The 23,798-nt window shown below is 32.4% G+C and carries 23 protein-coding genes; 22 read left to right on the top strand and 1 reads right to left on the bottom strand.

The annotated features are described in order from the left end of the window. Positions 1-36 precede the first annotated feature (36 nt). The 22 genes from tilS to HW275_RS10750 all read left to right on the top strand — a co-directional run bounded on the left by tilS (position 37) and on the right by HW275_RS10750 (position 22,379). Positions 37-1,593, top strand: a complete 1,557-nt coding sequence (gene tilS, locus HW275_RS10855; protein ID WP_178936570.1) for a tRNA lysidine(34) synthetase TilS — start codon at positions 37-39, stop codon at positions 1,591-1,593. Continuing rightward, a complete protein-coding gene (gene ftsH / locus HW275_RS10850; RefSeq protein ID WP_178936569.1) occupies positions 1,583-3,928 on the top strand; it encodes an ATP-dependent zinc metalloprotease FtsH in 2,346 nt (781 codons plus the stop codon). Before tilS ends, ftsH begins: the two co-directional genes overlap by 11 nt. Positions 3,929-4,250: 322 nt before the next feature. After that, positions 4,251-4,772: a lysozyme inhibitor LprI family protein gene (locus tag HW275_RS10845; RefSeq protein WP_178936568.1), complete on the top strand. Its 522-nt coding sequence runs from the start codon at positions 4,251-4,253 to the stop codon at positions 4,770-4,772. Between the two features lie 69 nt (positions 4,773-4,841). After that, positions 4,842-6,050, top strand: coding sequence for a DKNYY domain-containing protein (locus tag HW275_RS10840; RefSeq protein WP_178936567.1), 1,209 nt, complete (start codon positions 4,842-4,844; stop codon positions 6,048-6,050). Between the two features lie 110 nt (positions 6,051-6,160). After that, positions 6,161-6,637: a hypothetical protein gene (locus tag HW275_RS10835; protein ID WP_178936566.1), complete on the top strand. Its 477-nt coding sequence runs from the start codon at positions 6,161-6,163 to the stop codon at positions 6,635-6,637. A gap of 64 nt (positions 6,638-6,701) precedes the next feature. Continuing rightward, complete coding sequence (locus tag HW275_RS10830; RefSeq protein WP_178936565.1) at positions 6,702-7,346, top strand: hypothetical protein; 645 nt, start codon at positions 6,702-6,704, stop codon at positions 7,344-7,346. A gap of 92 nt (positions 7,347-7,438) precedes the next feature. Beyond that, a complete protein-coding gene (locus HW275_RS10825; RefSeq protein WP_178936564.1) occupies positions 7,439-7,870 on the top strand; it encodes a lysozyme inhibitor LprI family protein in 432 nt (143 codons plus the stop codon). A gap of 37 nt (positions 7,871-7,907) precedes the next feature. Continuing rightward, positions 7,908-8,273, top strand: coding sequence for a lysozyme inhibitor LprI family protein (locus tag HW275_RS10820; protein ID WP_370464353.1), 366 nt, complete (start codon positions 7,908-7,910; stop codon positions 8,271-8,273). Between the two features lie 233 nt (positions 8,274-8,506). Further along, complete coding sequence (locus HW275_RS10815) at positions 8,507-9,268, top strand: ankyrin repeat domain-containing protein (RefSeq protein WP_178936563.1); 762 nt, start codon at positions 8,507-8,509, stop codon at positions 9,266-9,268. A 49-nt stretch (positions 9,269-9,317) separates the two neighbouring features. Then, positions 9,318-11,021 carry a phosphoenolpyruvate--protein phosphotransferase gene (gene ptsP / locus HW275_RS10810; protein ID WP_178936562.1) on the top strand — a complete coding sequence of 568 codons (1,704 nt, stop codon included), beginning with the start codon at positions 9,318-9,320 and terminating at the stop codon, positions 11,019-11,021. Positions 11,022-11,209: 188 nt separating this feature from the next. After that, entirely contained in the window at positions 11,210-11,773 is a 564-nt protein-coding gene (locus tag HW275_RS10805; RefSeq protein WP_178936561.1) for a DJ-1 family glyoxalase III, read from the top strand. Between the two features lie 316 nt (positions 11,774-12,089). Then, the gene (rsmH, locus tag HW275_RS10800) at positions 12,090-13,016 is read left to right on the top strand and encodes a 16S rRNA (cytosine(1402)-N(4))-methyltransferase RsmH (protein WP_178936560.1); all 927 of its coding nucleotides are present in this window, start codon (positions 12,090-12,092) and stop codon (positions 13,014-13,016) included. Between the two features lie 6 nt (positions 13,017-13,022). After that, complete coding sequence (locus tag HW275_RS10795) at positions 13,023-13,442, top strand: cell division protein FtsL (protein ID WP_178936559.1); 420 nt, start codon at positions 13,023-13,025, stop codon at positions 13,440-13,442. A 184-nt stretch (positions 13,443-13,626) separates the two neighbouring features. Further along, positions 13,627-13,938 carry a hypothetical protein gene (locus HW275_RS10790; protein WP_178936558.1) on the top strand — a complete coding sequence of 104 codons (312 nt, stop codon included), beginning with the start codon at positions 13,627-13,629 and terminating at the stop codon, positions 13,936-13,938. Beyond that, complete coding sequence (locus tag HW275_RS10785) at positions 13,938-15,911, top strand: V-type ATP synthase subunit I (RefSeq protein WP_178936557.1); 1,974 nt, start codon at positions 13,938-13,940, stop codon at positions 15,909-15,911. Before HW275_RS10790 ends, HW275_RS10785 begins: the two co-directional genes overlap by 1 nt. A 65-nt stretch (positions 15,912-15,976) precedes the next feature. Beyond that, on the top strand, positions 15,977-16,450 hold the full coding sequence (locus HW275_RS10780) for a V-type ATP synthase subunit K (RefSeq protein WP_015769010.1): 474 nt from the start codon (positions 15,977-15,979) through the stop codon (positions 16,448-16,450). 46 nt (positions 16,451-16,496) lie between these two features. Further along, entirely contained in the window at positions 16,497-17,048 is a 552-nt protein-coding gene (locus HW275_RS10775) for a V-type ATP synthase subunit E (RefSeq protein ID WP_178936556.1), read from the top strand. A 223-nt stretch (positions 17,049-17,271) separates the two neighbouring features. After that, positions 17,272-18,270, top strand: a complete 999-nt coding sequence (locus tag HW275_RS10770; RefSeq protein ID WP_178936555.1) for a V-type ATP synthase subunit C — start codon at positions 17,272-17,274, stop codon at positions 18,268-18,270. After that, the gene (locus HW275_RS10765) at positions 18,263-18,571 is read left to right on the top strand and encodes a V-type ATP synthase subunit F (protein WP_178936823.1); all 309 of its coding nucleotides are present in this window, start codon (positions 18,263-18,265) and stop codon (positions 18,569-18,571) included. The genes HW275_RS10770 and HW275_RS10765 overlap by 8 nt, the downstream gene beginning before the upstream one ends. 18 nt (positions 18,572-18,589) lie before the next feature. Beyond that, positions 18,590-20,365, top strand: a complete 1,776-nt coding sequence (locus HW275_RS10760) for a V-type ATP synthase subunit A (RefSeq protein WP_218975155.1) — start codon at positions 18,590-18,592, stop codon at positions 20,363-20,365. Beyond that, positions 20,358-21,737, top strand: coding sequence for a V-type ATP synthase subunit B (locus HW275_RS10755; RefSeq protein WP_178936553.1), 1,380 nt, complete (start codon positions 20,358-20,360; stop codon positions 21,735-21,737). The genes HW275_RS10760 and HW275_RS10755 overlap by 8 nt, the downstream gene beginning before the upstream one ends. A gap of 3 nt (positions 21,738-21,740) precedes the next feature. Next, positions 21,741-22,379 (top strand): V-type ATP synthase subunit D, encoded by a 639-nt coding sequence (locus HW275_RS10750; protein WP_178936552.1) that lies wholly within the window; start codon positions 21,741-21,743, stop codon positions 22,377-22,379. Between the two features lie 70 nt (positions 22,380-22,449). On the opposite strand, the gene ytvI is transcribed toward HW275_RS10750, so the two are convergent. Continuing rightward, a complete protein-coding gene (gene ytvI, locus HW275_RS10745) occupies positions 22,450-23,616 on the bottom strand; it encodes a sporulation integral membrane protein YtvI (RefSeq protein ID WP_178936551.1) in 1,167 nt (388 codons plus the stop codon). Between the last annotated feature and the right edge of the window lie 182 nt (positions 23,617-23,798).

The raw sequence follows: 23,798 nt of genomic DNA, 5'->3' as shown, positions 1-23,798 counted from the left end.
TGTTATACTTAAAAATAAAAAAACGGGAACAAATTAATGGAAAAAGTAAAAAAAATTGAAAAGAAAATATTGGAAAAATTGCAAAAGACAATTGAGAATAGGCTGATTGTTGAAAAAGAAAAAATTCTTATTGCATTTTCTGGAGGGCCAGATTCGGTTTTTCTCTATTATTTCCTAAACTTTTTAAAAAGCAGACTTTCACTCGAAATTTCGATAGTTTACATTAATCACAACTTACGCTATGATGTTGAAAACGACTTGAAATTTGTAAAGGAATTTGCAGCTGAAAATAGTGTTGATTACTATATTGAAAGCATAGATGTAAAAAAGCATGCAAAGGAAAACAAGAAGTCGCTGGAACTTGCTGCAAGGGAGCTGAGATATAAAGCTGTTGAAAATATAAGAAAAAAAATAGGCTATGATAAAATTGCAACAGGGCATAATTTGGATGACAATGTGGAAACCTTTATTTTTAGGCTTTTGCGGGGGACTTCGATAAATGGATTAAAAAGTATTCCAAGAGTGAGGGATAATATAGTAAGACTGATACTGGAATTTGAAAAAAGTGAAATCCTATACTTTTTAAAACAGAAAAATCAGAAATATATAATTGATTATACAAATGCGGAAAATGATTATACAAGAAACTTTATCCGAAATAAAATTTTCCCTGATTTTGAAAAAATAAATCCAAGTTTTAGACAAAAAGTTTATGCATTAATTGAAGAAATTAACGATAGAGAAGCTGCAGGACCTGAAAAAATTGAAAATTTTGATAAAACGTCTGAAATGCTTAAAAATGAAAAGGAACTGGAAAAGAATTTAAGGTGGAAGGATAAACTGGTTCAGTTTTTGAAGCAAAATGATGTGGAAGTTTCAAGAGAGAAGATCAATCAGATTTTTGACAGTTTTTTTTACAAAAATAGAATTTTGAAAAATAAAGGCTCAAAGGAATTTTATCTTGGAAAAGATAAATTTTTGCAAAATCAATATGGAAATTTGAGGATAGTAAAAAAGAGTAATAAAAATAACAATAGAACTAAAAAGAATGAGAATTTTGGCAGTTCATATGATAAAGTAAAGGTTTTAAAGAAAAATCAAAGTATCGAGTGGTATAATTATAAGATAACGTTGTATGAAAAAGTTAGCGATTTTAAAACTTCTTTTGTAAAGGAAGAAAATATGAGTTATACGTTTTTTAAGCTTGTTGATGACATAGATTATAAAAAAATTGTTGTTAGAAGCCGAAAGGATGGGGATAGAATTTTTGTCAAAAAATTGGGACATAAAAAAGTTAAGAAAATTCTGATTGATGAGAAAATTTCAAAATGGGAAAGAGATTTCATGCCGATTATTGAGATGGAAACCTTTGAAAATCAGGATTGCGTAAAAAAATTCTGGAATGAGGAAATGAAAGGTGAAAAATTAGGTTCTGAATTTCAAAATGGTAAAAAAGGTATTAAAATGAAAGAAATTTTGACAGTTTCGGATATTAAATTCTCAAAATTTTTGGAAAAACTTTATAATAATGATATTGAAAAACTGGAAAATACCAGTAAATTATTAATAATTGGGAGGAAAAATGGCAGATAGAGATAAAAACGATATAAGAAAACGACTGGAAGAATTGCGAAAAGATAATAACAGAAAAAATAACAGGCAGGATAATGGGAATAAATCTCCATTTTCGGGATTTCTATTTTTTATTTTTGTAGTCTTGTTATTTACTTTTACAGCATTGTTTCACCGTGATATACAGACATATTTCTTGGAAAAAAAGGATATTCCATATACAGAATTTGTAAGCAGAACACAGAAGGGCGATTTTCCGGAAATTAATGAAAAAGATGATAAATTAATCGCACAGGTGAAGGAAAATGGAAAAGATGTTCTTTATTATACAAAAAAAATAACGGAACGTGTTGGAAATGAACCAAAAATAATAAATGCAATTGAACAAAAGCATGTCAAGCTAAATTCATTGCAGCCATCAGGCGGAGGCTTCTTTTTGGCAATCCTAATTCAGTTTTTACCAATGGTTGCGATGATTGCGCTTATGGTTTACTTGGCTAGAAAGATGGTAGGCGGTTCGCAAGGTGGAGGGCCAGGAAATATTTTTGGCTTTGGAAAATCAAGAGTTAGTAAAATTGATAAAAAACCGGATGTGAAATTTGATGATGTGGCAGGTGTTGACGGAGCAAAGGAAGAACTGCGGGAAGTCGTAGATTTCTTGAAAAATCCTGAAAAATATACAAAGGCTGGAGCGAGAGTGCCAAAAGGTGTGCTTTTATTAGGAAGGCCGGGAACTGGAAAAACATTGCTTGCAAAAGCGGTGGCTGGAGAGTCTGGAGCGTCATTTTTCAGTATTTCAGGTTCAGAATTTGTGGAAATGTTTGTCGGAGTTGGAGCGTCACGTGTAAGGGACTTGTTTGAAAAAGCGAAGGAATCCAGCCCATCAATTATCTTTATAGATGAAATTGATGCCATCGGTAGAAAGAGAAGCGTAGGAAAAAACAGCGGAAGCAATGATGAAAGGGAGCAGACTTTAAATCAGTTGCTAGTTGAAATGGACGGGTTTGAAACAGACACAAAAGTTATTGTACTTGCGGCAACTAACAGGGAAGATGTCCTGGATCCAGCATTATTGCGTGCAGGACGTTTTGATAGACGTGTAACGGTTGATGCACCTGATTTGCAAGGACGTATTGCAATATTAAAAGTTCATTCTAGAAATAAAAAATTGGCAAGTGATGTAAGGCTGGAAGATATCGCTAAAATAACACCTGGATTTGTTGGCGCTGATCTGGCAAACTTATTAAACGAAGCAGCAATTTTGGCAGCAAGAAGAGCCAGTGATACGATAAAAATGGCTGATTTAGATGAGGCTGTGGATAAAATCGGAATGGGGCTTGGACAAAAAGGTAAAATTATTAAGCCAGAAGAGAAAAAGCTGTTGGCTTACCATGAAGCAGGACATGCGATTATGACTGAATTGACGCCAGGAGCCGATCCTGTACATAAAGTTACGATAATTCCTAGAGGAGAGGCTGGAGGATTTATGATGCCGCTTCCTGAAGAAAAATTGGTAACTACAAGCAGACAGATGTTAGCTGAAATAAAAGTGCTATTTGGTGGACGTGCAGCTGAGGAAATTGGACTGGATGATGTGAGCACAGGAGCATATTCTGATATAAAACGTGCCACAAAAGTTGCAAGAGCCTATGTTGAAAGTGTTGGAATGAGCAAGAAACTGGGGCCGATTAACTTTGAAAATTCAGACGACGAATATTCATTTGCTCCAAATAAAAGTGATGAAACTGTTAGAGAAATTGACTTGGAAATAAGAAAAATCTTAACAGAAGAATATTTTAACACTTTAAATACATTGCAGGATAATTGGAGCAGGTTAGAAGAAGTTGTAGCGTTATTGTTAAAAAAAGAAACTATTACTGGAGATGAAGTTAGAAGAATTATCAAAGGTGAAACTGCAGAACAAATTTTAAAAGAAAATGAAAATTTAGAAAAAGAACATAAAAACGAAGAAAATTCTGAAATAGGGCAAACTGAAAAAACGGAAGCAGTGGAGGAAGTTAAGAAAGAATTAGAGCTTGAAAAGAAAATAGAAGAGCAAGTGACAGAAAATGCTAAACAGCTGGAAGAAAAAAGCAAGACTGAAAAATTGGCAGAGGCTGTACGGGAAATTACTGGTGAAACAGGCGGCATATTGGAAAAGACTTCTGAAACAGAGGAACCCAAAGACGATTCTAAAAATGATAATCAAGATGATAATAATGATAGCAGCAATAATTCAGATGATTCTTCTGAAAATAATGATGAATCAGGAAATAAAACAGAAGAAGCGAATAATGAATCGGATAAAAGTAAAAAGAGAAAAAACAATTTTAAATTACCTAGCTTTATGGAATAAGATTTAAAAATTTAATTATAAATAGAGGAATGACATTGGATTTGAAACTTTGTTGTTTCTCTATTTTTTATTTCAATAATAACGGTTTTTCGATTACTGTAAAAAATAACATAAAATTTTTAAAAAATGTATTGACAAAATATAAATTATGTTGTATACTTTCAATGTAAAAAGAAAGAAAGTATATTACTGTTTAAAATAAACAGAATAAAATTGATTAGTATAAAATAAAAAGTACGCTTTGTTTGTTTTAATAAATTATGTGGTACAATACTGATCATTAGAGAATAAAAATTAAAAATGATAAATGGAGGAGATTTATATGAAAAAATTATTTTTAATACCGGTAGTATTATTAGCGGGAGTTGTGGCATGTTCAAAATCTGGAAAAGATGAAAAAAAGGAAGCAAAACAAATAGAAGTAAAACAGGAAGCTGACGCAGCGGCTGCAATTCCTGCAAGCAGTGCAAAAACAGAAAGCAGTTATGAAGCTCAAATACTGAAAAGAATGGAAGCGGTAAAAAAGGAAGTTCAGCCAGCTTTGGATTCTGGAGTGACAGCAGATATGAACAATGCAATTCAAAAATTAGGTGATTCATGGGAAACAGAAATGAAAAAGGTTTATGAATTGCTGTTATCGAAACTGCCGGAAAATGAAAAGGCAAAATTGCAAAAGGAGCAGGAAGAATGGGTGAAAAAAGTTAAAGAAGATGTCGAAAAAAGCGCTGAGGAGTCAGAAGGCGGAACAATATCAGGAACTCTAGGTGGAAATGCCTGGGCAAGCGGAATAGAGGAAAGAACTTTGGAACTGGCGAAAAGATATGATAAGATACATAAAAAGTAACATTTATAATTAGAATTTTAAATTATCTGTGAATTAACTATACGAAATAAGGGAGAAATATTGATGATTATGAAAAACAAAATTTTTAAAATATTTGTAATTATGGTTTTAGTGACAAACGTAAGTTATGCAAAAAACAATGTAAAAATAGATAAAGCAACATTTCAGGAAATAGCTGCTACATATTCAAAAGATAAAAATGGAGTTTATGTTTGGGAAAATAGAGGGTGGAAAAAATTAGAAGAGCTAGATCCAATTACTTTTCAAATTATAAATGTTAGCGGAAGTGTACGTCAATATCTAAAAGATAAAAATGGAATTTACAGTATCATTTACAGTATGGATGGAGATAGCGATAATTTGGTACTGGAAAAATTGCCATATGATAGTCAAACTTTTGAAGTGATAAACAAATTATACACGAGAGATAAAAATAATATTTATTACTCAGATAGAAAAATAATAGGAGCAGATTTATCTACATTCCAAATAGGAAGTGACGGTTTTTCAAAAGATAAAAATAATATTTATTTTGGAGGTAAAAGGATATTGGGTATTGATAAAGATACCGTTAAGATAATAGAACTTCCTTATATAGAGGATAAAAATAATGTTTATTATGGAAATAAAAAAATAGAAGGAGCAGATAAAAACACATTTGAATTAACATATGATTTTAAATCTGTAGTAAATGGGTATTATTCAAAAGATAAAAACAATGTCTATTATGAAAACAAGAAATTAAAAGGTATAGATGTAAAAACATTTAAGAAAATAAACAGATTAGTTGACAATTTTCTTATAGAAGATAAAAATGGATTTTACATTGTTGAGAAAGATGGAAGTATAGCTCCGATAGACGGTAAGAAAGTGGATATTGAAAATCTTTCGCAGTTAGCAATCAAAACTAACTTGTATCATGATAAGGACAGTATGTATTTTGTAAAAAATCATAAACTTGTAAAAATAAAAGACGCTCCTAAGGTTGATCCATATAATTTGTCGACATATAATAACAAATATATAAATAAGTATGATGTAGTTTATTACTTAGACACAGATGAAGGTGCATTTAAAAAACTTGAAAAAGCAGAAAGCCATCAGTTTAGTGCATATGGCGATACTGAATATGCAAAAGGAAGAAGAAATGTTTATTTTAAAGGTAAAGTTCTGACAGGTGCTGATTATGCAAGTTTTGATATGAAATATAATCATGAAAAAGATGTATATGAAATAAAAGATAAAAATAAAGTTTATGAAACGGTAAAAGCAGACTAGAAAAAATAATAAGTAAAATAAAAACTCTCATTTTTCTTTAATAAACTTATGATATATTGTCAGTGGAAAAATAGATAAAGAAGAAAAAATAGAAATCGGAGGAAACGAAAATGAAGAAAATTATTATGGCATTATTGCTATTAATAGGAATTATTGGATTTTCAGAAGAAGAATTTAGTTACAAAGGTTATGATTTACCTTTTACAAATGATGGGAAATTATATGAAGAAATATTGCTGAAAAGAGAGATAACGGCTGATGATGTTTCGATAGAAATCAAAAAATTAAAAAATGGGAAGTATCAGTTCTGGGATTACGCTTCTGATACTGAAGATGAAAATGAGCCGCCACGAATTTCAGATGCGGTTAAGGAAAAAAATGTACTTTGTGATGAATATATCTGTGTTGGATACGATACAAAATTAAAAGAACCAGTAATTTTGAATAGAAAAACGAAAAGAATAATTAGTATTGTACGTGAAGAAAACTACGATAAAGTTGATGATCCTGAAACTTTAAGAAGATTTCCTGAGGATAATCCTGAAATGTATAAATTATATCGTGATTATTATAAATTGTATAAATAAATTGTGATTAAAAAATGAAAAAATTAGAAATATTAGATTTAAATAGAAAGAGTAGGTAAAAATTATGAAAAAAGTATTATTTTTGATTATGGTATTAGCTGCAATACCAGCATTTGCAGTAAAGGTTACTACAGATGGGAAACATAATTTGGAAAAAGCAGCAGGAAAATATCAAGGTATCGAAATATTTAAAAAAAATGAAAAATGGTACATAACAAAAATACATGACGGATTCAATGAAACGGAAACAGCTCCTATAGTAATGGAAAAAAATGGAAAATTTTCAGCAAATTATAAAAAACATGAAAAAGAAACTTATGCTTATGATACAAAAATGAAAACTTTAGTAACGCTTGCTAAAAATGATACAGATCAGATACTTTTTATTGAACTGCCTGAAAAAACAAAAGCAACAGTGGATACAAACTTTAATATGAATAAAGTGAAGGGATACTGGTGTGATCAACTATTTGAAATTGTTCAGAAAAATGGAAAGTGGTATTTACATGGCGAAGATGATGGCGGATGGGACGAACTTATAACTGTATTAAAAAATGGATTTACTGTTGAATATGGAACTGAAGATACTGGAGATGACAGAAGATTTACTTTTGATACAAAACTTCAAACAATGGTTGAAATTGATAAAGACGGGAATATAATTCTTCCATATATATTAAAGGATTATTGTCCAACAGGGTATAATTAATATTTGAATTTTATTTAAAATTAAGTTGACTAAAAAAAGAGTTTATGGTTTAATACAAAATATAAAAAAATAAAAATAGGAGTTGATAAAAAATGAGAAAATTACTAATAGCGGGATTATTACTTTTAGGAGCAACTGTATTTGCAGGAAATTATGAAAATGAATTGACAGAAAGAATGAAAGCCGCAGAAGAAAAGGCACAGGCTGGATGGGATAGCGGAGTAAGAGCTGACATGATTAACGCTTCACTAGATTTGGATACTGAATGGGAAAAAGAAATGAATAAAGTCTATGATTTGATTCTAAAAAAATTACCAGCAAAAGAAAAAACAAAATTTAAAGCTGAGCAGCAAAAATGGATAAAAGATAGAGAAACAAAAACAACAAAGGCTTATAATAACTATGTTGCCGAACATGGAGAAAGAATGGCGGGAGAATTGTCAGCTAACGATAGATTGGATATAACAAAAACTAGAGCATTGGAATTGGCAAAAAGATATGATAAATTAAATAAAAGCAAATAAAATATAGTTAAATTTGCATATTTTTAAGGAGAAACTTATGAAAAAACTATTATTAATAATAGGAATGTTGCTTGTGGGAGTTGTGGCATTTGCTGGAAAATATGAAGATGGATTAAAGGAACGTATGAAAGTTGCGGAAGAAAAACTTGAATCAAAATTTGAAGGAACAACAGCTGATATGTTGAATGCTAGCTATGAATTAACAGATGAGTGGGAAAAGGAATTGAATAAAGTTTATGATTTAATTTTGAAAAAATTGCCAGCAAAAGAACAGTCAAAATTTAAGGCTGAACAGTCAAAATGGCTAAATGATAGAAAAGTGGCTATAAAAAAGCACTGGCTGATGAAGAAGATGGACCTAAAATGGCTGTGTTTGGAGCAGCTGGAACTGGACTTTCCATGACAGAGGAAAGAGCATTGGAATTAGCTAAAAAATATGATAAATTATTAAGTAAATAAAAAAGTTGATAGTTATGGAATAAATGAGTTTCATAACTATTTTTTCTATTTTTTATATGGAGTTTAGTATTAAACATAATTTTAAGGGGATATTGCCATAATATTTAGAAAAAAATCTTAAAAAATATTTGCACTTTTAAAATCATATGGTATAATGTTATTAGTGAGGTATAAAAAGTGAACAAGTTTTTTTTATTTAAGAAATATAAAATCATCTTTATTGTAACTTTTATGTTTTTTCATAAAGGATTATTTCCTGTAACTTTTAAATATGATACTGGAGAAAATCTAGTTCCAAAAATAAACAAGGAAAATGCTGATGAAAAACTTTTAAAATCAGTACTGGATGCCATACGTGCACATAATAATAAATTTGCAAAATTTTATCTTTCAACTAGAGATAATATTGAAAGCAGAAAAAGAATAAAAGATGAAATTTTAAATCCAAAACCAGGAGTTTATGGGGTTCAGCTTGATGAAGGATCAATATTTCAGGAAAATGGGAAATTGGTAGATATAAATGCAAAAAGCAAGGATGGATATACTCCGATTATTGTAGCTATTGAAGCTAAAAATAATGAGATTTTGAAACTCCTAATTGAAAATGGCGCAAATTTATACGAAACACACCCAATTTTTAACCGGACAACAGTGGGAACTGCGGCATATTATGAAAATATTGAAGCGGTGGAAATGTTATTAAAGCAAGATTCAAAGCTTGCAAATGCAGGAAGTACCGTTGATGGATGGACTCCGCTTGAAGATGCTACATTAAAAGCTAATTCCAGAATAGTAAAAATGCTGTTGCAATATGGAGCTAATCCTACAATTACAGATAAACATGGAGGCACTCCAATGGACATGGCAACAAAGTTTGGAAAAGGTGAAATTGTAAAAATATTAAGGGATTATATAAAGGCTAATAGAGGTAAGCTGTAATTTTTAAATTCGTTTGTAATAAAAAAATTTATATATAGAGGAGAAAAAAATGAAAAGAATGACAGGAATTGGTGCTTCAGAAGGAGTATCTATAGGTAAAGTATTACTTTTTATCGTAGAGGAAATTGTTATTCCGGAAAATAAAATCGAGAATTCAACAATTGAGGCTGAATTGGCGAAACTTCGAGATGGATTGAAAAAATCTAAAACTCAGTTAATCGCAATTAGAGAAAAAGTAAAGGAAAAAATGGGAGAAGATAAAGCAGCAATTTTTGATGGTCATATTATGCTTCTTGAAGATGAAGATTTGATTATGGAAGTTGAAGATAAAATCAAAGGAGATGGACTTCCAGCTGCAAAAGCGTTACACGATGGAATTAATGAATATCGTGACATGATTTCGCAATTAGATGATCCGTACCTAAGAGAAAGAGCTGCTGATTTGCAAGATATAGGAAGAAGATGGCTTAAAAATCTGTTAGGCATGAAAATTCATGACTTGAGTAATCTGGAACCAGGAACAATTGTTGTAACTGAAGACTTGACGCCATCCGATACTGCACAATTGGATTTAGAAAACTGTATAGGATTTATTACAGAAGTTGGAGGGAAAACAGCTCACTCTGCAATTATGGCAAGATCGCTTGAATTACCGGCAATAGTTGGAGTAAAAGGAATACTTGGCGAAGTAAAAGATGGGGAAATTGTTGTTATGGATGGAGAAACAGGGGAGCTGTATTTGGAACCATCTGAAGATTTAGTTAATGAGTACATTAAAAAACAGGAAGTAATAAGAAAAGAAAAAGAAGAATTGAAAAAATTAATTCATGAAGATGCGATTACTCTTGATGGTAGAAAAGTTGACATTTGGGGGAATATTGGAAGCCCTAACGATGTTGACGCTGTAATTGAGTCAGGAGCGACAGGAATTGGATTATACAGAACTGAATTCCTGTTTATGAACTCTGATCACTTCCCAACTGAACAGGAACAATATGAAGCATATAGAGTAGTTGCTGAAAAAATGCAAGGAAAACCTGTAACAATAAGAACAATGGATATTGGTGGAGACAAAGAACTGCCATATCTAGATTTGCCGAAAGAATTAAATCCGTTCCTAGGGTATAGAGCAATCAGAATTTCACTAGAAAATAAAGACATGTTCAAAACACAGTTAAAAGCTATTTTGAGAGCTTCGCAATATGGACAAATTAAAATTATGTATCCAATGATAAGTTCAATTAATGAAATCAGAAAAGCAAATGCTATTTTGGAAGAATGCAAGAGAGAACTTGATGAAATTGGAAAAATTTACGATAGAAACATAAAAGTGGGAATAATGGTTGAAACTCCTTCAACAGCAATTATTGCTTACAAATTTGCAAAAGAAGTTGACTTCTTCTCAATTGGAACTAATGACTTGACACAATACTTCCTGGCAGTGGACAGAGGAAATGAAATGGTTGCAAACTTATACAACTCATTTAACCCTGCAGTATTGGAAGCTATTCAAAAAGTAATTGATGCGGCGCATGGAGCTAATATAAATGTCAGTATGTGTGGAGAATTCGCTGGAGATAAAAGAGCAACTAAACTATTGTTAGGAATGGGGCTTGATTCATTCAGCATGAGCGCTTCATCAGGATTGACTGTTAAGAAAATAATTAGAAATAGCAATTATGCAGATGCGAAAAAATTTAGAGATTTAATTTTACAGCAAGATACGCCTGAAGATGTTGTAGAAAAATTATAGTAAATCATAACAAATTATAATAATAAAAAAAGGCTAGTTGGTTTCATTAGCCTTTTTTGCCTTAAAAGCAGGAATTATTATTTTAGAGTAAAATTATTTTGAAATCAAACAAAAAAGTTATGATAATTTTGTTTAATTCAAATTCTAATTTGAAAAGATATGAACATAGTGAATAAGGAGTAAAAGATATGGAAAATAAAAAAGTTGCAGTATTTTTGGCAAACGGATTTGAAGAAATTGAGGCGGTAACTCCAATTGATTTACTTCAAAGGGCAGGAATTAATGTAGATACAGTTTCAATCACAAAGGAGAACCTTGTGGAAAGTGCGAGAAAAATGAAGATATTGGCAGATAAGATAATTGATGAAATTAATTTTTCTGAATACGATGTGTTAATATTGCCTGGCGGTCCTGGAGTTGGAAATTATTTTAATTCAAAGACACTACTAAATAATGTGTTAAAATTTTCAAAAGATAGTGGAAATAAAAAAATTGCAGCTATATGTGCAGCACCTACAGTATTATCTAGTCTTGGAATTTTGGAAGGAAAAAATGCAGTGTGTTTTCCAGCGTGTGAAAACGAACTAGTAAAAGGGAAGGCAGTGCTAGGAAAAGATAGAGCTGTTACGGATGGCAATGTTATAACAAGCAGAAGTGCGGGAACGGCATTGGATTTTGCCTTTGAAATTATTAGTGAACTTTTGGGTGAAAAAGAGGCGAAAAGAATTGCTGAGGAAATTGTTTACAGATAGATTTATAAATATTTGTAAATAAAAGTATAAATTTTAAAAAGTTATATGGAAAAAATAAGAAAAGTGTGCTAAAATGTTTCAGTAATTATGAAAGAAATAAAATGATTTAATAATTAACAAGATTACAAATATTGATTTAATTACAATATACACTTGTACTAAAGTAGTTTTAGCAAAAACTTTAAAATGAAACTGAAGATAAATTATAAATTTTGGAGTTTGTATGAAATTAGTTTACTTTATTGAAATTGGTTTTAAGGAGTTTTGCAAATATTAAATTTGTATATTTTAAAAATGTTCTGGAAAGGAAGAAGCTATGGAATATCATAAGCCCGTACTGTTTGACGAAGTGATAGACAATATAATAACAGATAAAGATGCGGTTTATGTTGATTGTACGCTTGGTGGCGGCGGGCATACGGAAGGTATTTTAGAAAATTCTTCTAAAAATTCAAAAGTTGTTGCAATTGATCAGGATATACAGGCTATTGAATTTGCAAAAAAAAGGCTTGAGAAATATGGGAATAGACTTCAAATATTTCAAGATAATTTTAAAAATATTGATACTGCTGTTTATCTTGCGGGCTTTGAAAAAGTAGATCGGATACTGATGGATATAGGAGTTTCCTCAAATCAGCTGGATAATGCTAAAAGAGGTTTTTCATACAGGTTCGAGGCAAGGCTGGATATGCGGATGGACAGTAACTTAAAAATAAGTGCTTATGAAGTTGTCAATAATTTTTCTGAAAAGGAAATAGCTGATATTATTTACAAATATGGTGAAGAGCCAAAATCAAGAAAAATTGCAAAAAAAATTATAGAATATAGAAAAAACAAGCCAGTTGAAACTACAACGGAACTTGCGGATATTGTTATAAAATCAATAGGAAAAAGTATGAAACGGCATCCTGCCAAAAGAACATTTCAGGCTATTAGAATTTTTGTAAACAAAGAGCTTGAAGTGTTAAGCGAAACATTGGATAAAGCGGTAAAACTACTTAATAAAAATGGTAGGCTACTAGTAATTACTTTTCATTCGCTGGAAGACAGAATTGTAAAGGAAAAATTTCGTGAATATGAAGATCCATGTACTTGTCCAAAGGATATACCAATTTGTGTATGCAACAAAAAAAGTCTAGGAAAGATAATTACAAAAAAACCAATTATTGCTAAAAAATTAGAATTAGAAGAAAATAACCGGGCACATTCAGCAAAATTGAGAATTTTTGAAAGGAGTGAATAAACAGTTATGAATGGTGTTTCAAAAAACAAAAAAATGCAAATGGAAATACTTGATGTTCCAAAAATTACAAATACAGCAAGATCACATGAAGATGCAAGAAGAGAAAGAATAGTAGCTCCTAAAGAAGTTAGAAAACAACTTTCCAGAACAGCGGGGTTAAATATGAGAGTAATCGGTATAGTTAGTATCTATGTGGCTATTGTAACTATGGTAGCTTTGCTGAGAGTTTTTGTCTCATTTGATATTTCTGAATTAGGGAGAAGAATGGATGTAAAGGAAAAACAGCTAATTGAACTTAAAAAGGAAGTTGCAAGACTGGATACTCAAACAGTGGATAATGAAGACTTAAAAACCAAAGAAATAAGAGCAAAAGAAAAAGGATTTGATGTTCCTAATGCTCCAATATATATAAATTTAAATAATTAACCGAGGGAGAAAATATAACATAAAATCTGTGTTATATTTTTTTATTGACAATAGGCGAAAAAATTGATAACATAATAATATGGTGACTAATCAGTCAATTTATTTTTGTAAAATTATTTATAAGGGATTAAAAAAATATGAATAATTGTAAAAAGTAAAAATAAATTTTGAAGGAGGTTATATCTTGGCAAAAGAAGTTTTACAAAAAATAAGAGATGCTGAAGGAGAATCAGATAAAATTATTGCTGATGCAAATGAAAAGGCAAAGGATATTTTGAGAAATATTGAGCAGAAAATAAAAGATGATGGCGATAAAATGATTTCTGAGGCAAATCTTGAAGTGGAAAATTTGAAGAAACAGTCAATGGATGAGGCTGAAAAAAGAGTAAAATCTCTTTTGAGCAGCGAAAAGGAAAATGTAAATAAAATTCTCGAAATTGACGAAAGAAAAATAGATGAAGTTGTTAATTTATTAGCAGAGAGGATTGTGAAATAATGGCAATAGTTAAAATGAGCAAGTTTGATTTGGTTGTTTTCGCAGAACAAAGGGCTAAAGTGTTAAAGAAACTTCAAAAATTTAAGGAAGTAAATTTTGTGGATATTGAGCTGCGTGATGAAAATGGGGAAGTTAGTAAGGATGTTGTTGAAGGCGTTACAAAGTATGTAAACAATGAGGAACTGACTCACATTGACGAGCGTCTTTATCAGTTAAGCAGTGCAATTTCTCTTATTAAAAAATATGACGAGAGAAAAACACGTTTAAGGGATGTTATTCATGGAAATGAAAATTATACGTTTGATGAGTTAGCGAAAAAAGCATTGATTTATGACTGGAAGAAAATTTCTTCTGAGTTAAACCAGATTGGAACGCAGTATTCACAAATAAAGTCGGAAATTTCTAAAAAATATGCACGCTATGACGAAATTGATTTGTGGGAACGGCTGGATGTAAATCCGAAAGAATTAAAGAGCTTGAAAAAGGTAAATACATTTTTGGGAACAGTGCCGATAAAGTTAAAGGGGACTTTTATTGATGGCATTTCTAAACTTGATAAAACTTATTATGAGGAACTGAAAATAGTAAAAGATGAAGTGTATTATCTTGTGATTTCAAGTATTGATGAAAGTGAAAAGGAAAAATTGGCTGAAGTTTTCAGAAATAGCAGTTTTACAGTGGAAAATCTAGATATTGATGCAGTTCCACAAGATTACAAAAATGAACTGCAAAAGGAAATTTCAGGACTGAAAAAGGAAAAACGCAAATTGAAAGCCAAAATTAAAACTTATAGTGAAGATTTGACTGATTTACAGGCAGTTTATGAATATATGCAAAATAAAAAGCTAAGAATCGTTGAATCGGAAAAATTGGCACAGACTGAAAATACTATTTTGATAAAAGGATGGATTCCTGCTGAAAAGGTAAATGAATTTGAAAAAGTGGTAAAAGATGAAACCAGGGATAATTATTATTTGACATTTACAGAAGCGGATAAGGATGATGCGACAGTGCCGATTAAGCTGAAAAATGGAAAAATTGTAAGCACATTTGAAAATCTGACAGGGATGTATGCATATCCGAGATATAATGAAATTGATCCGACACCGCTGTTTACACCGTTTTATATCTTGTTCTTTGGAATGATGGGAGCGGATGTAGGTTATGGGCTTGTGTTACTGTTTGCAACGATGTTTGTTCTAAAGGTAGTAAATTTAAGTTCTCAAATGAGAAAATCTGTCAAGTTTTTCTTTTATTTAAGTTTTTCAGTTATTTTCTGGGGATTTTTATATGGTTCATATTTTGGAGCGACAATTCCGGGAATGTGGAGATTGATTGATCCTGCATCGCAATATAATGACTTGCTGATAGGTTCAATTGTATTTGGTATAGTCCATATATTTGTTGGATTGGCAATAAAAGCGTATATGTTAATTAGAGATGGCAAATCATTGGAAGCAATTTATGATGTGCTGTTCTGGTATATGGCGCTTATGGGCGGAATAGTCTATTTAGTATTCAAACTGATGAATTTGTCGCCTGTTGTAGCAAACGTGTCAATGTGGATAATGATTGCTGGAATGGCTGGAATTGTGCTTACTGGTGGACGTGAAGCCAAAGGAATTGGTGCAAAATTAGGTGGAGGGCTTTACAGCCTTTATGGAATTTCCAGCTACGTGGGAGATTTTGTATCATATTCAAGACTTATGGCTTTAGGGCTTTCTGGCGGGTTCATTGCGTCAGCTATAAATATGATTGCTGGAATGATTAGCGGAAACTGGTTTGGAATGATAATCGTGCCAGTAATACTGGTAGGAGGACATTTATTTAATATGTTCCTGTCTTTCCTGGGAGCCTATGTTCATACTTCAAGACTTATGTATGTAGAATATTTTGGTAAGTTTTATGAAGGCGGAGGAAAGCCGTTTAAAGATTTTAGAACAGAAAATAAATATATAAATCTTGATGATTAATTGTGTAATTTAAGTTTAGTAAAAATGTTTAATAAATAAAATAGAAAAAATTAGGAGGAAATAAAATGAATTTTTCACAGTTTTTAGTACAAAATGGAGGAATCGTAATGGCGACATTAGGTGCGGCATTAGCGACATTATTAGCAGGTATTGGATCTGCAAAAGGTGTAGGTATCGTTGGGGAAGTGGCCACTGGACTTATGAGTGAAGAGCCTGAAAAGTTTGGTAAATCGTTAGTATTGCAGTTATTGCCAGGAACACAAGGATTATATGGTTTTGTTATTGGACTTATGGTATTAGGGAAATTAAAACCTGAAATGACTTTGCAAACAGGATTAGGAATTTTAATGGCTTGCCTGCCAATCGCAATCGCAGGTTACGGTTCAGCAATCGCACAAGGAAGAGTTGCCGCATCTGGTATCAGTTTGCTTGCAAAAAATGAGGAACAAAACACAAAAGGTATTATTTACTCAGTAATGGTTGAAACTTATGCACTATTGGCATTCGTTGTATCAATTATGCTGCTAGGAAGATTTTAATTTTAAAAGGGGTAGTTATACCCCTTAAATATGGTAAGGAGTGAATATGTCTAATTTAAATAATTTAACCTCAAAAATATTAAATGATGCTAAAGAACAAGCAGACAAAATTGTAAAAAGTGCTGAGGATAAAGCAAAGCAAAAATACGATTTGGAAATAAAAAAGGTTACTGCTAAAAAGCAAACATTGCTTGAAAATGCGAGAAGAGAGCGTGAACTGCTTTCAGACAGAATTAAGTCAAGCGCAAACTTAAAAGTTAGAAATGAAAAATTAAAGGCAAAGCAGACAGTAATTGATAAAGTTATAGATAAACTAAAAACAAGACTTGTTAATATGGATGAAAAGGAGTACATTAATTACCTGACTCAGAATATTGATAAAAAATCTATAGCAGGAAAAGAGTTAATCGTAAAAAAAGAATTTTTAGACAAGGTTAAAGCTAAATTTCCAAATGCAAAAGTGAAGGAAAATGAGTTTGTAACTTCAGGATTTATCATTGAAGAAAATGGAATCCAGGAAAATTACACTTTTGAAGTGAAATTGGATTTTATGAGAGATGAGCTGGAAGTTGAAATTTCAAAACTTTTATTTTCATAAATAGAGTTACTTGATAACTATTGGAAGTATAATAAAGTAAATATTTACTTTAATTAAGAATAAACAAGTTGTTAAGCATATCTAATATAAAAAATAGAAATGAAATCAATAGTTAATTGAAAGAGTGAAAGTTAAAATAAATTTTATCAAGAAATAAAAAAATTTTGTGAAAAAAGAAGAAACTTTTATAATTGATAAAGAGAATCGGTAAAGGGAGAAAAAAATGAATAGAATGGATTACGGACAAAGTGTCGTAACTATTAGAGTGCTGGAAAAGAGGCTCTTGACTAGAAACAGGCTGGAACGTATGATAGAAGCCCAGACTCCCGAAGAAGTGCTAAAATTATTGGGAGAAACGGAATATTCTCAAGACATGGCTGATATTCATGGCAGTCAGGATTATGAAACAATACTGAAAAGAGAAACGGAGCGTGTTTTTTCCATTGTGAGAAGCATGGTTAAAAATACTGCAATTGTTGATATCTTATCTCTTAAATATGATTATCATAATTTAAAGGTGTTATTAAAAAGTAAAATAACAGGAAAAGATTTTTCAAATTTGCTTATGCAGGCTGGAACGATTGATGCCGGAAAATTTAAGACAAAGTTTGAACTGCAAAGTCATGATTTGCCGCAGGAAATTCTGGATGCAATTAATGAAGTGCAGAAGGACTTTGAAGAAAATCATAATCCGCAAAGAATTGACATAATTGTAGACAAGCACTATTTTAAAAATTTAGCAAGACTGGCAAAAGAAATTGATGTAAAAGTTATTACTGACTATGTTGAAGGGCTGATTGACTTTCAAAATATGATAACTTTGCTTAGAGTGCAAAAACAGAACCGTGATGCAAAATTTTTGGAAACTGTTATTTTTGACGGTGGAACAATTTCAAGAAATAAGATTGTTGAGTCAATAAATGACAATATAGATACTATTTTGAACAAGTTTAAGAAGGAAAAACTGGGAATATATCTGGCAAAGGGATTGGAAACATTTAATGAAACAAAAAGATTATCGGAACTTGAAAAAATTTCGGATAATTACCTGATGGAATTAAATAAGGAATCAAAATATGTTGTATTTGGGCCAGAGCCATTGTTTACCTATCTAGTTGCAAAAGAGCGTGAAATTAATGCAGTCAGAATGATAATGGTAAGCAAGATAAACAACATAGGATCGGATAAAATAAGGGAAAGGTTGCGTGAAACTTATGCATAAAATAGGCGTAGTTGGAGATAAGGATTCTATTTTATCATTTAAGGCACTAGGAATTGACGTGTACCCTGTTATTACAAAGGAAGAGGCAAGAAGCACAATTGATGAGATGGCAAGTAATAACTATGGTATTATCTTTGTGACAGAGCAAGTTGCCACATTGGTTGAAAGTACCGTTGAAAGATACAGCCGTGAAGTGCTTCCTGCTGTTATTTTGATTCCGAATAATCAGGGAAGTCTGGGAATTGGACTTAAAAAGATAGACGAATACGTTGAGAAGGCAATAGGATCTAATATATTTTAGATGAAAGGAGAAAATTCATTGAAAACAGGAAAAATAATAAAAGTATCTGGGCCTCTTGTTGTTGCGGAGGGTATGGAGAATGCCAATGTATATGACGTGGTAAGAGTTTCAGAGAAAAAATTGATAGGTGAAATTATTGAAATGAGAGGCGATCAGGCTTCCATTCAAGTATATGAAGAAACATCGGGAATTGGGCCAGGAGAAGAGGTTTTTACAACTGGAGAGCCTTTGAGTGTTGAACTGGGGCCTGGGCTTATTGAAGCGATGTTTGATGGGATTCAGCGTCCGCTAAAGGAATATCAGGAAATAGCAGGGGACTTTCTGGATAAAGGGGTAGAGGTAAAACCTTTAAACAGAGAGAAAAAATGGGAATTTGAGCCTGTATTATCTGCTGGGGCAACAGTTGAAACTGGGGATATTTTGGGAACTGTTCAGGAAACTTCTGTTGTAAGCCACAAAATTATGGTACCAGCTGGAATAAAAGGGACTTTGAAAACTATTAAAAGTGGAAGTTATACAGTAGTTGACACAATTGCGATTATTGAAACTGAAAAAGGTGAATTAGTAGAAGTTCAAATGATGCAAAAATGGCCAGTAAGACGTGGAAGAAAATATAAGCAGAAATTAAATCCAGAAGCTCCGTTAATTACAGGACAAAGGGTAATTGATACATTTTTCCCTGTAACTAAAGGAGGAACTGCATGTGTACCAGGGCCTTTCGGATCTGGAAAAACAGTTGTACAGCACCAAATGGCTAAATGGGCAGATGCAGAAATTATAGTTTACGTAGGATGTGGAGAACGTGGAAATGAGATGACAGACGTTCTTATGGAATTTCCAGAAATAATTGATCCAAAAACAGGACAATCATTAATGAAAAGAACTGTGCTTATAGCAAATACTTCGAATATGCCGGTTGCGGCCAGAGAGGCTAGTATTTATACAGGAATTACAATTGCTGAATATTTTAGGGATATGGGATATTCAGTGGCAATAATGGCAGATTCTACTTCAAGATGGGCAGAAGCTCTTAGGGAAATGTCTGGACGGCTGGAAGAAATGCCAGGAGATGAAGGGTATCCAGCTTATCTAGGTTCAAGAGCTGCAGAATTTTATGAAAGGGCAGGAAAAGTAATCTGCCTTGGACAAGATGAAAGAGAAGGGGCCTTGACTGTCATTGGAGCAGTTTCACCTCCAGGTGGAGATATTTCAGAGCCAGTATCACAGGCAACGCTTCGTATTGTTAAGGTGTTCTGGGGACTAGATGCGAATTTGGCATATAGACGTCATTTCCCGGCGATTAACTGGTTAAATTCATATTCGCTATATCAAGCAAAAGTAGACAAGTGGATGGATCAGAATGTAGGGCCTGAATTTTCTAGAAACAGAGCCCGTGCAATGTCGCTGTTACAAGAAGAAAACAGTTTGCAGGAAATTGTTAGGTTGGTTGGTAAGGATACTTTGTCAGAAAAGGATCAGCTTAAACTGGAAATTGCAAAATCAATAAGGGAAGATTATTTGCAGCAAAATGCGTTTATGGAATCGGATACGTATACTTCGCTTGAAAAACAGGACAGAATGCTGGAACTAGTATTAAAATTCTATGATGAAGGGTTAAGAGGACTTGAAAATGGAGCTTATTTAAGTGAAATTATCGCAATGCCCGTAAGAGAAAGAATTGCGAGAGCAAAATATCTGCCTGAAGCGGAATTAGATAAAATTAAAGAAATTGCAAAAGAATTGGAAACAGGAATAGATGAGCTTGTAAATAAAGGAGGTGTGGCAAATGCTTAAGGAATACAAAACTATTAAGGAAATTGTAGGGCCATTGATGATGGTTGAAGGTGTTGAAGGCATCAAGTATGAAGAGCTTGTTGAAATTGAAACTCAAAATGGAGAACTTCGTCGTGGACGTGTGCTTGAAGTAAATGGAGATAAGGCTGTAGTGCAGTTATTTGAAAATTCAGCCGGAATTAACTTGAAAGATTCAAAAGTAAGATTCTTGGGTAGGCCTTTATCTCTTGGAGTATCAGAAGATATGATAGGACGTGTATTTGATGGATTGGGACGTCCAAAAGATAACGGGCCGAAAATTATTCCTGAAAAGACATTGGATATAAATGGAACGGCTATAAATCCAGTTGCACGTGATTATCCGTCAGAATTTATCCAAACAGGAGTTTCTGCCATTGATGGGCTAAATACTCTTGTTAGGGGGCAAAAATTACCGATATTCTCTGGTTCAGGGCTTCCGCATGCAGAATTGGCGCTGCAAATTGCAAGACAGGCAAAAGTTTTGGGGACAGATTCAAAATTTGCGGTGGTATTTGGAGCGATTGGGATTACATTTGAAGAAGCTCAGACATTTACGGAAGACTTTATAAAAACAGGAGCGATAGACAGAGCAGTATTGTTTATGAACTTGGCTAATGATCCTGCAATTGAGCGTCTGTCCACACCAAAAATGGCACTTACTTGTGCAGAATACCTGGCATTTGAAAAAGGAATGCACGTACTTGTAATTTTAACTGACTTGACTAACTATTGTGAAGCGTTACGTGAAGTATCGGCAGCAAGAAAGGAAGTTCCAGGAAGAAGAGGATATCCAGGATACCTGTATACCGATTTATCAACAATTTATGAAAGAGCGGGAAGAATTAAAGGGCGTGAAGGTTCAATTACGCAAATACCGATTTTGACAATGCCTGAAGATGATAAGACTCACCCAATTCCAGATTTGACTGGATATATTACAGAAGGGCAAATAATCTTGTCAAGAGATCTGTATAAACAGAATTTGATGCCTCCAATTGACGTTTTACCCTCACTTTCAAGATTGAAGGATAAAGGGATTGGAAAAGGAAAGACAAGAGAGGATCATGCGGATACGATGAACCAATTGTTTGCGGCTTATGCGACTGGTAAGGAAGCGAAGGAACTGGCTGTGATATTGGGGGAATCGGCATTATCTGAAACTGATAAGGCATTTGTCAGATTTACAACTGCATTTGAGGAACAGTACGTGGCTCAAGGCTTTGAGAATAACCGAACTATTGAGGACACTTTAAATTTAGGATGGGATTTACTAAAAATACTACCAAGAACAGAGCTGAAAAGAATTAGAGATGAATATTTGGAAAAATATTTACCTGCAGGAGATGAATAGGCTATGGCAAGATTAAATGTAAATCCTACAAGAATGGAGTTAAGCCGTTTAAAGACACGTCTAAAAACTGCCAAAAGCGGACACAAATTGTTGAAGGACAAGCAGGATGAACTTATGCGGCAATTTATAATTTTGATAAAGCAGAATAGAAAATTGCGTGAAGAAGTGGAAGGGAAATTGCAGGATTCGTTTAAGGATTTTCTGCTTGCAAGAGGGGTAATGTCTGATGAAATGCTGGAAAATGCCATTGCATATTCAGAAGATAAACTTTTTGCAAATATAGAAACTAAAAATGTAATGAGCGTAATTGTACCAAAAATGACTTTTAACAGGGATCTGGAAAGTGCAGAAGTAGCCTATCCTTATGGGTATGCACAAACATCTGCTGACTTGGATGATGCTGTTGACGGTTTGAACCGGGTAATGAAAGACTTGCTGGAACTGGCAGAAATTGAAAAGGCATGTCAGCTTATGGCAGATGAAGTGGAAAAGACAAGACGGCGTGTAAACGCACTGGAATATATGACAATTCCGCAGCTTGAAGAAACAATCCGTTATATCCAGATGAAGCTTGATGAAAATGAGAGATCAAGCATTACAAGGCTTATGAAAGTTAAGGATATGATGGCTGAAAAAGCATAAATAAATTAGAAATTTTATCTAGAATAAAAAAATAGAGTCGCTTAATTGCGGCTCTTTTCATGTTTGACTGTTATTTAATGTCTTCTTTTGCTTTTATTTCAGCATTATCCATTTTGACGTTATTAGATTTGACGGTGTCGGAAGGCTCTCCAAAAATATCCCGGAAAAATCCAGCTTCCAATTCCTTTGAAAATACATTTTTCAAAATAATCATTACAACAGGGCCTATTAAAAAACCGATTACTCCGAAAATTTTGAAACCTGAATACATTGAAATTAATGTGATTAACGGATGAACTCCTAAATTCTGGCTTACTAGTTTTGGTTCCAGCATTTGTCGAACTGAAAGGACAAACAGATAAATTATTATTAATGCAATTCCCAGTTTTATGTCGGCTAGTGCAAAGGAAATTACTGCCCATGGGATTAAAATAGTTCCGGCTCCCAAAATTGGCAAGGCGTCAATTGCACAGATTATAATTGACATTAATAAAGGGTATGGTACATTTAATTTTAAAAATGACAGCAAGTGCAGGCAGATTAAAAGTTCAAAAAAACAAATTGTCATCAATATAATTTGCGCTTTTATGTAGGAACCTAGAACAGTAAACATATCCGTTTTTATATTAAATACCTTGTCTAGCCAAGATTTTGGCAGCTGCTGTTCTAAGAATGATACAATCTTATCTCTATCAAGGCTTATAAAGAAAGTTGCTAAAATTGTTATGCAGATATATAGAATTAATGTCGGAATGGAAGTAATAAAATTTATTAGCCCCTTTATAAATAGTCCAAGCCTTGCAGAACCTGATGAAATAAAGCTGTTTATCGTATCATTTACCTGCTTTGTAAAACCTGAAGGGAAATTTCCCAAATAAGTGTAGATTTTTGCCATATTGTCAACCCACAATTTTTGTGCCATTTCACTGTAGTTATTAAGGTTCTGTGATAATTTGTAAATTTCGCTTATTAACTTTAATGATCCCCATCCAATTGCGCCAAAAATTAGAATTAAAAATGTTACAATTGAAATTATTGTAGAAAGTTTTTTTGATAATTTTAACTTTCGCTGTAAAAACCGTGTAAACGGTCGTGTCAATATTGATAGAAACAATGCTATTGTAAATGGGAATAAAAATATTCCAAGCTTGAATGCAATAAATACAACTAGCAGAATTAAAGCAATATACACAAGAAAATATAATTTTTTAAAGTCAAAGTTTTTGTAGCTTGCCATAATGAAATGCTCCTTTTTTTGGTTTATTATTTAGTTTGTAGCATTATTATATAATAAATATGCAAAATTGTAAATCAATATTTTCAATAGATTTTATCCTTTAGTTGGATAATTAAAGGAAAATTTTAGAATAGGTTTTATGAGGAATTTAAAAATAGCAATTAAAAAATTTTAAAAAAGAT

Origin of the sequence: Leptotrichia sp. oral taxon 223 (assembly GCF_013394795.1) — a bacterium.
Taxonomy (GTDB): Bacteria; Fusobacteriota; Fusobacteriia; order Fusobacteriales; family Leptotrichiaceae; genus Leptotrichia.
Note: the sequence above shows the minus strand (reverse complement) of the source record. Positions and strands in the feature narration are given on the sequence as shown.